Here is a 14,810-nt window from a genome sequence, read left to right as displayed (position 1 = left end):
GTTATTAGATTCAAGGAACAAAAAGAACTAGCGACCGCCGCGTATGTAGTAATACGCAAGGATGCTAGTTCTTTGCAGTGACGCCGAAGATGATGACTTTTCAACAGACGTAGACTGCTCAAAAGTTATTAGATTCAAGGAACAAAAAGAACTAGCGACCGCCGCGTATGTAGTAATACGCAAGGATGCTAGTTCTTTGCAGTGACGCCGAAGATGATGGCTTTTCAGCAGTCTACTAGGCTTTCTTTTTAAGCTCATCCATTACTGCCATAGCAATATTCGATGAGTGATCGCTGATTCTTTCGAGGTTACTGATAAGATCTAAGAAAATTATCCCTGAGCTTGTTTGACACTGTTGGCTACTTAAGCGCCCAATATGACTAGCTCTTAAAGATTTTTCCATCAAGTCTACTTTACCTTCTAACTCTACTACCTTCATGGCTAGACTACCATCTAGGTTACTCATTGCAGTTAAGGCAGTTGTGTAGCTTTTCATAACTATTTCTACCATCTCTTTAAGCTCTCCGATAGCCTTTTCAGAGAAGGGAAGCTTATTGTCTATCTTATATTGGGCTAGTTCTGCAATGTTTTCTGCATGGTCTCCAACCCTTTCGATGTCATTGATTGTGTTAATTAAACCATCAACTGTTTCACGGTTCTTATTTGAAATATTTGTGTTTGATAGTTTTACTAAGAAGGATGCTAAATCTCTTTCAAGATCATTTACAATCTTTTCTTTTCTAAAGCATTCGTCAACATTTTTTTGCTTTTCATCAAAGAAACCTGCTAATGCATTTTCTAATGAATCTTTAGCTACGTTACCCATATGAAGGGTTTCTTTTATGGCACTTCCTAAAGCGATGGATGGTGTCTCTAAGATACGATCATCGATATATTTAATTCCTTGAGAAATCTCTTCATCACCCGGAATAATCTTTTTAGATAATTTTACAAATATCCCAGCAAAAGGTAAGAATATCAGTGTGCTTGTAACATTGAATATAGTGTGGGCATTTGCAATCTGTCTTGGAATATCCCCAGGACTTAGCCTTCCAATAATATCAAATAAAGGTTTTTGAAGAAGGAATATGAACAATAGCGTACCTGCTAAATTGAACATAACATGAATTGCCGCTGCCCTCTTGGCAGTACGGTTAGCACCAATACTGGATAAAACAGCTGTAATGGTTGTCCCAATATTAATACCAAACAAAATTGGCAATCCTGCTTCTATCGGAATTAATCCTTCAATTGCTAGGGCTAAAAGGATCCCTGTGGAGGCACTACTACTTTGTACTGCTACTGTGATGGCAAATCCAGCTAAAATACCTAATGATTGATGCTCACCAAAGCTAATTAATAAATCTCTAAATACAGGTGATCCTTTTAACGGTTTAAGGGCATCCCCCATAAAGTCCATACCGATAAATAGAATACCAAATCCAATAAAAGCCTCTGCAATTTGCTTTAACTTTCTATTTTCGGTAAACAACCATATTCCTACTGCTATCCCTACAATGATGGGAGCATACTCTGTAAGTTTGAAAGTAATAATCTGAGCAGTAATGGTCGTTCCAATATTTGCCCCCATGATTACCCCTACCGCTTGGGTAAGCTTCATCATACCAGCATTTACGAAACCTACAACCATTACCGTCGTAGCACTACTACTTTGTACGATGGCAGTTACGATGGCTCCTACAATTACCCCCATAACACGATTGTTGGTTAATAAGCTAATAATTGATTTTAGCTTGTCCCCAGCAGCCTTCTGAAGCCCTGTACTCATGACATTCATACCATACAGGAACAGACCTAATCCACCTAATAATGTAAAAATAATTTCCATTGGTTCCATTTTGTATTTCCTCCCTCATAAATGTTAAAGGCTTTTTGACACCATTTTATCTTACTTTTTTTCAATGCGTCTTTAGTTAATTGTTTGTTAAGCAATTGTTAATTCTGTGTTAAGTTTTTTAACATAGAATTAACCAAAACTTTACAACAAATAACCGACATTTCTACTATAACATTTTACAGTGGTCATTTCTACATACTTTTTTACTTTCCACATTTTGCTTATTTTCCACCAGGCATGGGTCTAAATGTACAATGACATCCTCTAGGTGCTTTATTTTTCCCTTAATAATTTCTTCTATCTTGTCTGAAATATCATGGCCTTTATGGATTTCCATATAGGGATCAACACAAATCTTCACATCAACAAATACTACCGACCCGTGCTTTCTTGTTCTAATGTCATTAATGTGGTGAATCTCTCCCAAAGACATGATTGATTTTTTTATACTTTCAAGTTCCGTCTCATTAATGGAAACATCTATCAATCCATGAAAACTTTCAATAAGAATCTCTACACCCACCTTGATAACAATCAATGAAACAACAATTCCCATAATCGAGTCCAGTCGCATCCAGCCTAAGTAAGCTCCAATTAACCCCATTAGTGCAGCTATTGAGGACAAAGCATCAGACCGATGATGCCAAGCATCTGCCCTTAAAGCATCACTATTAATATCATTTGCAATCTTAATAGTAATCTGGTACTGAAATTCCTTCAAAATAATCGAAGCTATTGCTGCGATGTAAGCAAATGCTCCAACTTGAACTACCTCTTTATTTATTAGTGCCCAAAAAGAACTAACGCCAGTATTAAATCCTACTATCAATAAAACAATTGCTAATAGAAATGTGACTACTGTTTCAATTTTCTCATGACCATAAGGATGTTTCTCATCCCTGGGTTTCTTTGCCATATACATTGCCACCAATACTCCGATAGTCGTAATTACATCAGAGCCAGAATGAATTCCATCGGCAATCAGTCCCTTACTATTTGATAATAGTCCTGCCCCCACTTTCATTACTACCAAAACTAAGTTAATCAGTATCGTCATGATAAGTACTTTATTTAATTTTTTATTTACTGTTATCTGATTTTGATTTACAGACATATAAACGCCCCCATTTTTCAATTGATATTATAATTCCCATTATATGTTGGTATTTATGTTTTGTAAACTCTTATTTTTTCAATGTTTATCTAATTATTTGTTATGATTAATTATATCAATTGATAATATTAATTAACTTCAGTGTTGTAGTGGATAATATATTACACATTAAGCTTCTGCTCATCCCTCTTATAAACATTAGAAACATCCTTTTTATTTAAAAATTTCCTTTTCAGGATATACTTTTATTTTATTTTGTGGTATATTAAATATGAATTTTCGTAATTATAAAAAGAAATGAATTTTAAGGAGGCGAATATACATGTTTCAAAAAGTAGTAGAAATTATCGCTGATCAATTAGGTCTTGATGATGTGGAGTCTATCGAAAGAACAACTTCTTTAATGAATGACTTAGAAGCTGATTCGTTAGACGCTGTAGAAATCATCATGGCGATTGAAGATGAGTTTGGAGTAGAAATTCCAGACGAAGAAGCTGAAAACTTTAAAAACATTGGTGACATTGTAGATTACGTAGAAAGCCATAAATAAGAAAAGGTACTGCAAAAGCAGTACTTTTTTTATCTTATAATTTACTTAAAAACTACTAAACTACTAATATTTTTAGTTTGACGAGTAACCAAATTAGAAAAATTTTCATACCTTATAAGAGAAAGCATTATTTTTCAATATAAGTAAGGAGGTTTTTCTGTGAAAACAAATAAAAATACTTATCACAACTATCCCGAAGAACATCCTGGTAACCCATACCATACCATGCCTCAAATGCTTGATATGAGTATGATGCCACCAGGTTATGGTTGTATGCCCAATATGGGGACTATGCCCCCCTGTTACGGTTCTATGCCTGATATGAATATGATGCCCCCTTGTTATGGAGTAATGCCAGACATGGGCATGATGCCAAACATGGGTATGATGCCAAACATGGGCATGATGCCAGACATGGGTATGATGCCAAACATGGGTATGATGCCAGACATGGGTATGATGCCAGACATGGGTATGATGCCAAACATGGGTATGATGCCAAACATGGGTATGATGCCAAACATGGGTATGATGCCAAACATGGGTATGATGCCAGACATGGGTATGATGCCAAACATGGGTATGATGCCAAACATGGGTATGATGCCAGACATGGGTATGATGCCTTGTCCAATGCCACTTCCTATGCCAGAGAATGTGGATCATCCCCACTTAGAAGAGCATATGAAAAAAATGTACTACATGCATATGTATATGGCTTATTTGAATAAAGCTGAAGCCTACAGACACAAAATGATGTATTATGATTATGAAGAACACCAACAGGGAGAGCATCAACATGATGACTCCCATGACCATGGTGGCTGCTAAGTTAGTTTTCTAGACTATACATAAAATAGGTCAAGATTACCCTGACCTATTTTATCGTTTTTGTAAAAATTCAAGGAACAAGAAAGACCAGCGGTCGTCGCGTATATGTAATACGTGAGAATGCTGGTCTTTTGCAGTGACGATGAAGATGATTGCTTTTCAACAGACTAGCTATGATATTTTTACATCCTGCACATACACATTCACCTTATCCACATCTATATCCGTCATATTCTCTATCGATTGCTTTACCTTTTCCTGTACTGTCTTCATTAACTCTGGTATAACAATACCGTACTCTACTACGACAGAGATATTGATTTCAAGCAATTTTTCCTCATTATCAATTTTAACTGCCTTTTTGCTATTATTTTTCCGACTAAAGGCTTCGGTAAATCCTTTGGATAAGCCACTACTAAAGGACACGATTCCCTTTACCTCTTCAATTGCTTTTTGGGTAATTACCATAATAACATCATTCGATATTTTGATATTACCTTGTTCCGCTGATAACTCCATTGCATTTTTCGCCATTTAGTTTCCTCCTCTAAAGCTATTTTATCTATTCTTCTTATTTCACCCTCCACAAACAGGGCTACAAGTGCCTCCACAGGATTTGATTCCTTCTTTTGTAACCTCTTTAAAATCAGCTCCAAAGTCAACATCTATTACTAAAAAAATTTGTTCTCCATCTTCATCAAAAAATACCACTTCACAGTCTTTGCAATCACAGGCATAATAAACACCTGCTACGACAAGTTCTTTGAGTTCTTCCTTTACTACCATTTTAACCGCTGGATAGCTAATAGAATGGGCTTTATCATGACATAGGGGACACCTCTTCATAATTTCCTTAATATTATTTTTATTTTTACAGCCGCATCCTGCCATTTTTCTAACCCCCTTTTTTTGTATCTGACTAATCTAGGTTATCCCCAAATTAATTAACTTCTAATATATTTATTCACATTTTCTATTTTAGTGTGGGTAAAGAAACAACAAAATCATAGAAGGTCTTATAATTTCCCCTATGGTCTACATTGCTAACATCGTCTTTTCTAGCAATCATGTAATCCTCTATCAAATAAGTTGTTAGTCCAATTTTTTTAGAGATCATATCCTCTTCTAAATCATTCCCCACCATCATACATTCCTTTGGGGTTTTACCGATTGTTTCTAAAATCTCTTGAAAGTAGGCTGGATTTGGCTTACAAAAATGCATATTTTCGAAGGAAGTAATTAGTTTAAAATCTTCTTTATTTACTCCTGCCCACTGTATTCTTTGAATAACTGCACTCCTTGGGAAAATAGGATTGGTAGCCACCACCATCTCATATCCCTTTTCCTTCAAGAGGAGGACAGCTTTAATCATCAACTCGCTTTGGGTTGTAATATCTTTTATTTGTCTAAAGTCATTTTCATAAAATTCATCAAACATTGATACAAGTAAATCTCTTGGGTGATTTGTTCTAGTAAAAAAATCTTCAAAAAATGCTTCCTTGTTTGTTTTAGTAGAATCCATATTACCAACTGCATATTTAGTAGATGCCCAAATAAGCTCTGTTAGTTCTTTACCAGCAAAATAATCTTTGAACTTGATACTGAGTCCATTGAAATACTTCCTTAAGAAAGCATCTGTATCCAAGGGAAGTAATGTCCCATCTAAGTCAAACAAAATCGTATTAATCATTTTGTCCCTCCTGAAGCCTTTTTTCTTATTATCATATCATAAAATTGAATTAAATAGAAAGTTCCAAGGTAAGAAAATAGCCCTAAAACCTCTTAGAAGAGATTATAGGACTATGACTGATGTGTGTTTAAATTTTACTGACTTAAATATTAATTACTATTGTTGTATTCTTTAATTCATTTTTTCACACACTTGATGGGGACTAATCTGTTGGATATACCAGGTTACATTCTATTGTTTCAACCTACAAACTCACTCCTGGCTTCTCTTCGTACTTCATATCCACAATCTTATTATTTTCTCCAAGGATGACTACCTTTGGTTTGAATGTTTCAGCCTCCTTGGCATCAATCATACAGTAGGCAATGATGATTACTTGGTCCCCTGGCTGTACCAATCTAGCTGCTGCTCCATTTAAACAAACCACCCCACTGCCTCTTTCTCCCTTGATCACATAGGTTTCAAATCTAGCCCCGTTGTTGTTGTTGACGATTTGAACCTTTTCATTGGGGTAGATATTAGAAGCCTCTAAAAGCTCCTCGTCTATGGTGATACTACCAACATAATTCAAATCTGCTTGGGTCACTGTCGCCCTATGAAGTTTGGATTTAAAAAAGGTTAACATCATTTTATTTACGCCTCCATTATTATATTATCAATCAGTCTTACATTACCCACCTTAGCGGCTAGGGCAATCAATACTCTACCCTTGATGACATCTATTTCTTCAAGATTTGTAAAATCAACTATCTTAATATAATCCACTGCCACTGCTGATTCTTCAGCAATTTTGTTTTCTATTGCCCTTTGAATTTCCTTTGCCTCCACATTACCTGCTTGAATCATCTCCTTCGCCTTCATTAGACTTTGAGACAAGATTAGTGCAGATTGCCGGTCAATTGGGCTTAGGTTAACATTCCGGGAACTCATGGCTAAGCCATCTGCTTCCCTTACGATAGGACAAGGTACAATCTCCACATCCATATTGAGCTCCCTTACCATCTTTTCAATCACCGCCACCTGTTGAGCATCCTTTAAGCCAAAGTACGCCCTGTGGGGAGCTACAATTTGAAATAGCTTGTTTACAACTGTTGTTACCCCTCTAAAGTGCCCCGGTCGTGAGGCGCCACACAGCTTGTCAGTAATTCCAAATACCTCCACATAAGTTTGGTAGCCATTTGGATACATCTCCGCCACCGTTGGATGGAAGATATATTCTGCCCCTGCCTCCTCCGATAGCATTTGATCCCTTTCTAAATCCCTAGGGTATACATCGTAGTCTTCATTTACCCCAAATTGAGTAGGATTAACAAAAATACTAACCACAACAATATCATTTTCTTCCTTAGCCCATTTCACTAGGGAGGTATGACCCTCATGCAGATATCCCATTGTTGGGACAAAGCCGACTGTTTTCCCTTGGGCTTTTTTAGATTTAATTATTCCCTTCATTTCATGGATAGTAGTAATGATTTTAATCATCTTCAGCTACCTCCTAGTATAATTTTTTCAAGGTTTCTTCATCAATGGCGAAGGTATGCTTAGCCTCTGGAAAAACCCCTTCTTGAATTTCTTTACCATAGGCCGCCACTGCTTCTTTAACAATCGAACCAATATCTGTATATTTCTTTACAAATTTGGGAGTAAAATCACTGTACATTCCCAGCATATCTTGGGTCACCAGTACTTGCCCATCACAGTATTTACCTGCACCTATTCCGATTGTTGGTATATCAATGGATTCAGTAATCAACTTTGCTAGTTTTTCTGGGACGCATTCTAGTACAATGGCAAATACGCCAGCCTCCTGTAATAATTTTGCATCTTCAATCATCTTCTTTGCTTGAGCTTCGTTTTTACCCTGCACCTTAAATCCACCCAGCATATTTACCGACTGAGGGGTTAACCCTAAATGTCCCATTACTGGGATTTGTGCCTTTACTAAAGCCTCCACCTTATCCAAAACCTCTCTGCCCCCCTCCAACTTAACTGCATGGGCATTTCCTTCTTGAATTAATCGACCTGCATTTTTAATGGTTTCCTCTACACTGACATGATAAGATAGGAAGGGCATATCTCCGATTACTAAAGCCCTCTTGGCTCCCCTTGCAACCGCCCTTGTATGATGAATCATGTCCTCTAGAGTCACCTGTAGGGTGTTCTCATAACCTAATACCACCATACCCAGGGAATCCCCCACTAAAATACTATCTACCCCTGCCTCATCCAACAGCTTTGCAGTAGAATAATCATAGGCTGTTAGCATAGAGATTTTATGCCCCTCTCCTTTTGCTTTATTAAAAGATGCCGTTGTGAACTTACTCATATTAAATTCCTTCCTTCCATATTTGATTTAGAGCGTCTATATTTTCTTGTTTTTTAAGCTTTTTAATTTCCGCCAACCGAGTGGTTTCTTCTCCTAGAATCCTATAAAGTTCAATTAATTGGGGGGCTTTTTCCTCCATCCCCTTTAGATGATTTTTTATGGTATTGACATCACCACGGGCAATGGGCCCCGTTAAAGCCTCAGCTGTTCCTAAATTCTTTATATTATTCAAACTCCCCTGAATTAAGGGGAATAAAGCTTCAAATCCCTTTTGCCGTTGGATCCCTGCTGCTTCAAATAAGCTTAATCCTAAATCCATCAAAGTTACTAAATAGTTGGAAACGACACAGGCTGCTGAATGGTACAGGGCTTTATCCTCTCCCTTGAGGATAAAATATTCATTTCCACAGGTGTCCAAAAGCTCCGTCAGTTCCATTAGCTTTTCCTCATCCCCCTCTAAACTAAAAATCGTCTTCTCTAAGTCCTCCGTTGCTGTAGTAACACTGGCAAATGCCTGTAGGGGATGAAGGGAATATAAATAGCTTTTCCGATGCCGTTGTTGGATTTTTATGAGGATTTTAGAGCTATGGGCCCCACTCATATGGACAAAAATCTTTGATTCTTGTGTTTCATTTAGATTACCGATTTCGTTGGCGACATCAGAGATTATGTCATCGGGGGTGGTGATGAAAATAACGGTGGCAACCTTCACCAATTCTTCTATAGTAGGAAATATTTCTCCGCCTACATAAGCTACTGCTTCTTGAGCTGATTCAATACTTTTGCTGAAATACCCTATGACAGGAATCCCCTTCATCTCCAGATACTTTCCAAAGCTTTTACCAACCTTTCCAGCTCCAATAAAACCTATTTTCATTTAATTCCCCCTTCATCTCTGCCCCAACCATCAACTCCAAAAATATATAAAAGCCTTGTACTAGGACTTTTTAGGTAAAAAGACATAGAACAAGGCAAAAAACCCTTCTTCACAAGAAAGGTGGAAATACTTAGTCGTCTTATTCTTCCGTCTCGGTCCTAAAAGGCTCAGAGCAGAATATGATTATTTAAATTTTAATTTTATAACAAAAATCCTACAAGGTATCGTACCCAAAGGGTTACCATCCTTAAACTAGTTTAACATAGGATTTTTTTAAAAACAAGAAATTATTTAAGCCACCTTAGCCTGAGGAAGTACATCCTCAGTAGGCTGATCCAATTTTCTAAAGGTAAAGTAATAGTAAATAGCTGAAGTTCCATAAAGGGCACCTGCCAAATAGAAAATCCACTCATACCCATAATTTTCTATGATTTTCCCACTTAATCGACCACAGACAGCCCATCCGATTTGTACCACTGTTTGGTTTAAACTATTGGTTAGTCCCTTCAATTTTTCCGGTACTTCCTCCATCATAATGGTGGAGGTAATCGGTCCACTGGCATTCATAATGGCTTGGCGGATTAAGAAGGCTATTATTGCCAACCATAAAAACTTGGTATCCCCCAACATCACCATAAAGGGAATGGATAACCCTTGAAGAATAAATACCGTCTTTACCCGCCCTATCTTATTGGCTACATAGGGACCCATCATTACGGCAAAAATTGTTGTCGCCTGACCCATAGACATAATAATGCCTATTTTATCACTGGGTAGAGAAAATTGATTCTCAAAATAGACATTGGAGAAGGGAACAAATAGTCCAGCTCCAAAGCCCACCAATCCACTGGCTATGATAAACCTAGTCATAATGGCCCAGTTTTCTCTAGAGGTAATGTTTTCAACAAATACTTTGAAATCACTTGTGTTTTCAACACTTACTTCTTGGATTCTTTGTAATGGAATTACCGCCACCAAACTGGCAACTGTTGATATTAAAAGAGTAACCCGCTGACTCCAGGCTACGGTGAATATACCAGTGTCAAAAAGCATCATTGGAAGACTTCCACCAATAATATTCCCCACCATGGATGAAAAAACCATTAAGGCAAAGTTAATACTAAATACCCTCATTCTATTTTTCTTTGTGGTATTCTCCATTAGGAACGGAGCATTAGATACCATAAAAAAGGAATTAAAGGTGCCTAACAAAAAGCTAAAGGTCAATAGCTGTGTACTATCTAGTACAAGCACCCTAAGCATCTGACTAAAGGCAGCAAAAAAAATACCAATCATCATGGTTTTTTTACGCCCTATTCGGTCACTTAAGAATCCAACAGGTACCAAAAATATTGCACTGGCTAGGGCTGACATAGAAATCATTTCCCCCATAAATGCTTTATTAAAGCCAATTTCCTGTAGATAGAGATTATACAGGGTTGAAAACATTCCCATACCTATATTGTTTAGTAGAATTGCTATAAAGATCATTTTAATATTTTTAGGTATTTCATCTACAGTTTGCCGCCATTTTTGAGTAATAGGATTCATAGTATAGTCTCTCCTTTTGAATATTTCGGATCACTAAATACTTATATTTTAAGAATAAACGTAATTTTTGATAAAGTCAATACTATCTGTAAAATATAATTAAATACATATCATATATCTAAGTAAAGAGAAATCTACTTTTTTAAATACAAATCTTTACACTATCTACAGTAGCTGATATTATAATATAAGGAGTTACTTTAGATAGTATTTTACTGACTAAGATTTGGACTTATATTATCATCTTATATTTGATTTTATTTTATGATTTCGGCATTTTTTACTAAGAAGGAGTTGATTGAAATGTCAAATATTCAAATTGTCACCGATAGTACTGCCTACATAGACAAAGCCTTTGCAGAAGCCAATAACATAGCAATAGTACCTTTATCTGTGAATTTTCAAGGGGTTATATCTGACGAACCTTGTCCCGGTGAATTTAAAGAGTTTTTTAATCGTTTAGTAGAATCCTCCGATTTCCCTACTACGTCCCAGCCACCTGTGGGTATGTTCGCCAGTGTATATGAAAAAGCTCTAGCAGAGGGTAAAGAAGTCATCGCCATCACCCTATCCTCGAAGCTCAGTGGAACCTATAATAGTGCCTATACCGCAGCTACTTTAGTGGATGCAGATCAGATTTCCGTGATTGATTCTTTAGCAGCAGCGGCAAATATCAGGGTGTTGGTGGAAATGGCATTGCAACTTGTTGAAGAAGGTTTTTCTCGTCAAGAAATCGTTGAAAAAATTCAAAACCAAAAACACAGAATGGGAATCGCCCTTACTGTCGGTACACTAGAATATCTCAAGCGGGGTGGCCGTTTATCTAATTTTGGTGCCATCATTGGCTCTTTATTAAACATCAAGCCTATTATTGCCCTTAAAGATGGTAAATTAGAAGCTATTGATAAAGTTCGAGGAAGAAGGAAATCCCTAGAACGATTAATTGCGGATGTCCACGGGGATTCTAATATCATTAACATCTGCCATATTTTTTGCCTAGAGGAGGCTCAAGAACTAAAGGCCCTTTTAGAGGAACGTTTCCCCAACGCAAAGGTTGGTATTGAAGAGCTGGGACCTGTAATTGGAGCTCATCTTGGTCCAATGGCTTTAGGTGTTGCTTATAAGTATTAATCTAATTTTTAAACCCCCTTTGCTTCTAAGCTAGTTGAAGGGGGTTTCTTAGTTGATTTATAAATATAGTTGTTGTATTTAATAAAATGGTCTATACTAAGACTGTATTTATAATTTAAGGAGGGTCTAAATGTTCCAAACACTACTAAACAAGACAAAAAAAACTTTAGTATTATCGATTTCTAGTATTTTATTGCTATCAATCCTTGCCGTGATTTATAGCTTAATTAAGCAAGGAGCCATGTTGAAGAATGTCTTTAACTTTAATTATGTAATTGCTTGCATCATTGTAGTATATGGACTACTTTCCTTTTTTGTTCCCATTAACCTCAAAAAAAGTAATCGCCTAGTTGATCATTCCAACTATGCCCAAGTTCATCGGGAAGAGAAGGAAGACAAGCTTACTGGTGCGATGGAAAGTCTTTGGTGGGGTATTTCAAACATATTGCTTGTGGGAATCATTGAAGTGATTTTACGGAGTTTGTAAAGGATGGGTTTATCAATATAAACTTAAAATTGTTAATAAATCGTAACTATTATTTGAATAATATTTAAAGAAGATTCTGTTATTTTTAACCCTTTTCATTGTTTAATATTGTAAAATATAGAGTATAATGATAGCTAGTAATATCTAAACTAGGGGGAGACATCATGACCACGTTACAAGCGATTATACGTCTATATGAAATTAAAGAAGCTATAGAAGACAGTAAATTAAAATGGGACTACCTCGAGCCCCTGTCTAAAGAATTTCAATTAATTAAATCCTCATTGCTTCATTCAAATTTTGCCTTTGATAAGGTGAAGGGTTTAATTGGTGAGGTGGAAAATAAGATGAACATGCAACAATAGTTCACCTTATTCCACCACAGCAATTAATTTACAGATTTTCTTTCCCGCCTTTACAAACTTCTCCTCATATTCCGTCATGACATTATCCATCGGCGGATTCTTGTGTAAATCATAGGTTATTTCTTTTAATTTTAATCCCTGCATTTGCTTAAATTCTTCTACTGAAAAATTAAAAAGCTCTAAGCCATCTGTTTTAAAATGAATCTCTCCCTTTTCACTTAAAATTACTTTATATTGTTCTAAAAATGAATGATGGGTTAGTCTTCTTTTATAATGCCTTGCCTTAGGCCATGGATCACTGAAATTTAAGTAAATCCTCTGAATTTTATTAGCTTCAAAGATCTCTTCCAAACCCTCTGCCCTTTGATGGAGAACCTTTATATTAGTTAGAGATGTTTCTTCTAGGCTTTTACACACCTTCCAAAGTAGCTCCTTAGATTTTTCAATTCCTATAAAATTAACTTTAGGATTTCTTTCGGCTAAAATTGTTAAAAATTGCCCTTTACCCATCCCTATTTCTAAATGTAAAGGATGTTGATCTGGAAAAATCTCCTTTACCTTCAGCTTTTTATTTTGCTGGCATTCTACAAAATATTTACTATCCTTTAGCAATCCATCTACTCCTGGTATATTTCGTACTCTCATTTTTTCATCTCCTATGTTAATTTATCGAATTATACTATATCATCTTGACACCATTATATCTACTATCATTATCGATTATCCTTTAAACAATTCGTACTCCATTAACCCCATCTACCTTACTCATTATATAGAGGAGATCCTCCTGTTGAAAAGGTTTGATTCCTTTACATTCCAAGGTTAAAACCCCTAATTCACTATCTTCGGAATCTAAGTCTAAAGAAATTTCAATTATTGAAATTAAATTCTCTCCTAAAACATCTGCTACCCTACCTATTTGTCCCGGTTTATTATCCAAATCCAATTGTAGAGTAAAAAGGTTTCGTTTATCAGGAATCATACGTTCAACCCTTGGGAATATCTTCAATGCAATTAATACGATGGCTGTAGTAATATACGCCCCAGTATAAAAGCCTGCTCCCAAAGCTAATCCAATACATGCAATCCCCCATAAACTGGCAGCTGTTGTTAATCCTTTTATTCCACCGCCATCTTTTATAATGGTCCCTGCTCCCAAGAATCCTATACCACTAATTACCTGAGCACCCAATCGAGCAGGGTCAAGCGTTGTATAATGTCGATGGGTTTCAAACATAAAAATAGAAATCAACATTACTAAAGTTGAACCGCTACATACTAAAATATGAGTTCTAAAGCCAGCTGCTCTTCTGATACTCTCTCTTTCCAATCCCACTAATCCGCCTAAAACAGTTGCCGAAATCAACCTTAGCAAAATTTGTGTTGTACTCAGCATAACCTCGCCCCACTTCTTCAAAATTTTTTAAAACTAGCATTAATACTAATTATATATTATAATCAACGAAAATGTTCATGAAAGCTGTATATTTTAATGATTTTTTCTTTAATTTAGGTTACAATATTACAAAGGCTTTTTTTAGGGGGAGGTAAAAATGAGTTTTATTTCTACAGGGACCTTTTTGTTATTAGAGTGGTTCAAGACATTCGTAATATTTTCAATTATAGATCGAATATTCATTAAAAGAAAACTGAATACAATTTTAAAAAACCACGATACATATATATCCTCTTTAGTAGTTGCAGCGTTTTTACTAATCCTACGGACGCAAGAACTATCCATTGGTTTATTTTTAGTATGGTCTTTAGTTGTGTTGGTTATTTATACAATCATCCGACTACTGTTTAGAGTATTAATTGAATCCTAGCTTTGTTAGTCTAATCCTACTAATCCTACCATTACTTACCCTCATATTTTTCTGTAGTCTGCTAAAAATATTAGTAGCCGAAAGTTTTAAAATCATATTAAAACTGCGGGGGAACCAATTAATAAGGGGTGAATCGTCTATCGACGAGGACTATTCCTAGGTCCAATCCGACAGCTAACCTCGTAGGCTTATAGGGAGGAACAA

At 36.2% G+C, this 14,810-nt stretch carries 18 protein-coding genes and 1 riboswitch; of the genes, 6 read left to right on the top strand and 12 right to left on the bottom strand.

The window, feature by feature from the left end:
- Positions 1-235 precede the first annotated feature (235 nt).
- Complete coding sequence (locus tag JOC73_RS08925; RefSeq protein WP_204402248.1) at positions 236-1,849, bottom strand: Na/Pi cotransporter family protein; 1,614 nt, start codon at positions 1,847-1,849, stop codon at positions 236-238.
- Between the two features lie 175 nt (positions 1,850-2,024).
- Positions 2,025-2,972: a cation diffusion facilitator family transporter gene (locus JOC73_RS08920; protein ID WP_204402232.1), complete on the bottom strand. Its 948-nt coding sequence runs from the start codon at positions 2,970-2,972 to the stop codon at positions 2,025-2,027.
- Positions 2,973-3,294: 322 nt separating this feature from the next.
- On the opposite strand from JOC73_RS08920, the gene acpP reads away from it, so the two are divergent.
- Positions 3,295-3,522, top strand: a complete 228-nt coding sequence (gene acpP, locus JOC73_RS08915) for an acyl carrier protein (protein WP_204402230.1) — start codon at positions 3,295-3,297, stop codon at positions 3,520-3,522.
- A 159-nt stretch (positions 3,523-3,681) separates the two neighbouring features.
- Positions 3,682-4,353 carry a hypothetical protein gene (locus JOC73_RS08910; protein ID WP_204402228.1) on the top strand — a complete coding sequence of 224 codons (672 nt, stop codon included), beginning with the start codon at positions 3,682-3,684 and terminating at the stop codon, positions 4,351-4,353.
- A 171-nt stretch (positions 4,354-4,524) separates the two neighbouring features.
- Here the strand turns inward: JOC73_RS08910 and JOC73_RS08905 are convergent, their stop codons facing one another.
- From JOC73_RS08905 to JOC73_RS08870, 8 genes are all read right to left on the bottom strand, one after another.
- Positions 4,525-4,887 carry an Asp23/Gls24 family envelope stress response protein gene (locus JOC73_RS08905; protein ID WP_243427910.1) on the bottom strand — a complete coding sequence of 121 codons (363 nt, stop codon included), beginning with the start codon at positions 4,885-4,887 and terminating at the stop codon, positions 4,525-4,527.
- A gap of 42 nt (positions 4,888-4,929) precedes the next feature.
- Positions 4,930-5,244: a hypothetical protein gene (locus tag JOC73_RS08900; RefSeq protein WP_204402226.1), complete on the bottom strand. Its 315-nt coding sequence runs from the start codon at positions 5,242-5,244 to the stop codon at positions 4,930-4,932.
- Between the two features lie 82 nt (positions 5,245-5,326).
- Positions 5,327-6,043 (bottom strand): HAD family hydrolase, encoded by a 717-nt coding sequence (locus JOC73_RS08895; protein WP_204402223.1) that lies wholly within the window; start codon positions 6,041-6,043, stop codon positions 5,327-5,329.
- A gap of 244 nt (positions 6,044-6,287) precedes the next feature.
- A complete protein-coding gene (gene panD / locus JOC73_RS08890) occupies positions 6,288-6,671 on the bottom strand; it encodes an aspartate 1-decarboxylase (RefSeq protein ID WP_204402221.1) in 384 nt (127 codons plus the stop codon).
- A 5-nt stretch (positions 6,672-6,676) separates the two neighbouring features.
- A complete protein-coding gene (gene panC, locus JOC73_RS08885) occupies positions 6,677-7,525 on the bottom strand; it encodes a pantoate--beta-alanine ligase (RefSeq protein ID WP_207755084.1) in 849 nt (282 codons plus the stop codon).
- Positions 7,526-7,538: 13 nt separating this feature from the next.
- A complete protein-coding gene (gene panB / locus JOC73_RS08880; RefSeq protein WP_204402218.1) occupies positions 7,539-8,369 on the bottom strand; it encodes a 3-methyl-2-oxobutanoate hydroxymethyltransferase in 831 nt (276 codons plus the stop codon).
- 1 nt (position 8,370) lies between these two features.
- Entirely contained in the window at positions 8,371-9,246 is an 876-nt protein-coding gene (locus tag JOC73_RS08875; protein ID WP_204402216.1) for a Rossmann-like and DUF2520 domain-containing protein, read from the bottom strand.
- Between the two features lie 291 nt (positions 9,247-9,537).
- Positions 9,538-10,797: an MFS transporter gene (locus JOC73_RS08870; RefSeq protein WP_204402214.1), complete on the bottom strand. Its 1,260-nt coding sequence runs from the start codon at positions 10,795-10,797 to the stop codon at positions 9,538-9,540.
- Between the two features lie 303 nt (positions 10,798-11,100).
- Between JOC73_RS08870 and JOC73_RS08865 the strand changes: the two genes are divergently transcribed.
- The 3 genes from JOC73_RS08865 to JOC73_RS08855 all read left to right on the top strand — a co-directional run bounded on the left by JOC73_RS08865 (position 11,101) and on the right by JOC73_RS08855 (position 12,780).
- Positions 11,101-11,928, top strand: a complete 828-nt coding sequence (locus JOC73_RS08865) for a DegV family protein (protein ID WP_204402212.1) — start codon at positions 11,101-11,103, stop codon at positions 11,926-11,928.
- A gap of 130 nt (positions 11,929-12,058) precedes the next feature.
- Entirely contained in the window at positions 12,059-12,415 is a 357-nt protein-coding gene (locus JOC73_RS08860; RefSeq protein WP_204402210.1) for a hypothetical protein, read from the top strand.
- Positions 12,416-12,579: 164 nt separating this feature from the next.
- Positions 12,580-12,780, top strand: a complete 201-nt coding sequence (locus tag JOC73_RS08855) for a hypothetical protein (RefSeq protein ID WP_204402208.1) — start codon at positions 12,580-12,582, stop codon at positions 12,778-12,780.
- Positions 12,781-12,786: 6 nt separating this feature from the next.
- Here JOC73_RS08855 and trmB read toward each other — a convergent pair whose 3' ends face one another.
- Both trmB and JOC73_RS08845 read right to left on the bottom strand, forming a co-directional pair.
- Entirely contained in the window at positions 12,787-13,425 is a 639-nt protein-coding gene (gene trmB / locus JOC73_RS08850) for a tRNA (guanosine(46)-N7)-methyltransferase TrmB (RefSeq protein WP_204402206.1), read from the bottom strand.
- An 82-nt stretch (positions 13,426-13,507) separates the two neighbouring features.
- On the bottom strand, positions 13,508-14,176 hold the full coding sequence (locus JOC73_RS08845; RefSeq protein ID WP_204402203.1) for an MgtC/SapB family protein: 669 nt from the start codon (positions 14,174-14,176) through the stop codon (positions 13,508-13,510).
- Between the two features lie 157 nt (positions 14,177-14,333).
- Here JOC73_RS08845 and JOC73_RS08840 point away from each other — a divergent pair, with 157 nt between their 5' ends.
- Entirely contained in the window at positions 14,334-14,606 is a 273-nt protein-coding gene (locus JOC73_RS08840; RefSeq protein ID WP_204402202.1) for a hypothetical protein, read from the top strand.
- A 65-nt stretch (positions 14,607-14,671) separates the two neighbouring features.
- Positions 14,672-14,809, top strand: a riboswitch (cyclic di-AMP (ydaO/yuaA leader).
- The last annotated feature ends 1 nt before the right edge of the window (position 14,810 follow it).

Source organism: Alkaliphilus hydrothermalis (assembly GCF_016908555.1).
Taxonomy (GTDB): domain Bacteria; phylum Bacillota; class Clostridia; order Peptostreptococcales; family Natronincolaceae; genus Alkaliphilus; species Alkaliphilus hydrothermalis.
This window is presented reverse-complemented; position numbering and strand designations above follow the sequence as displayed.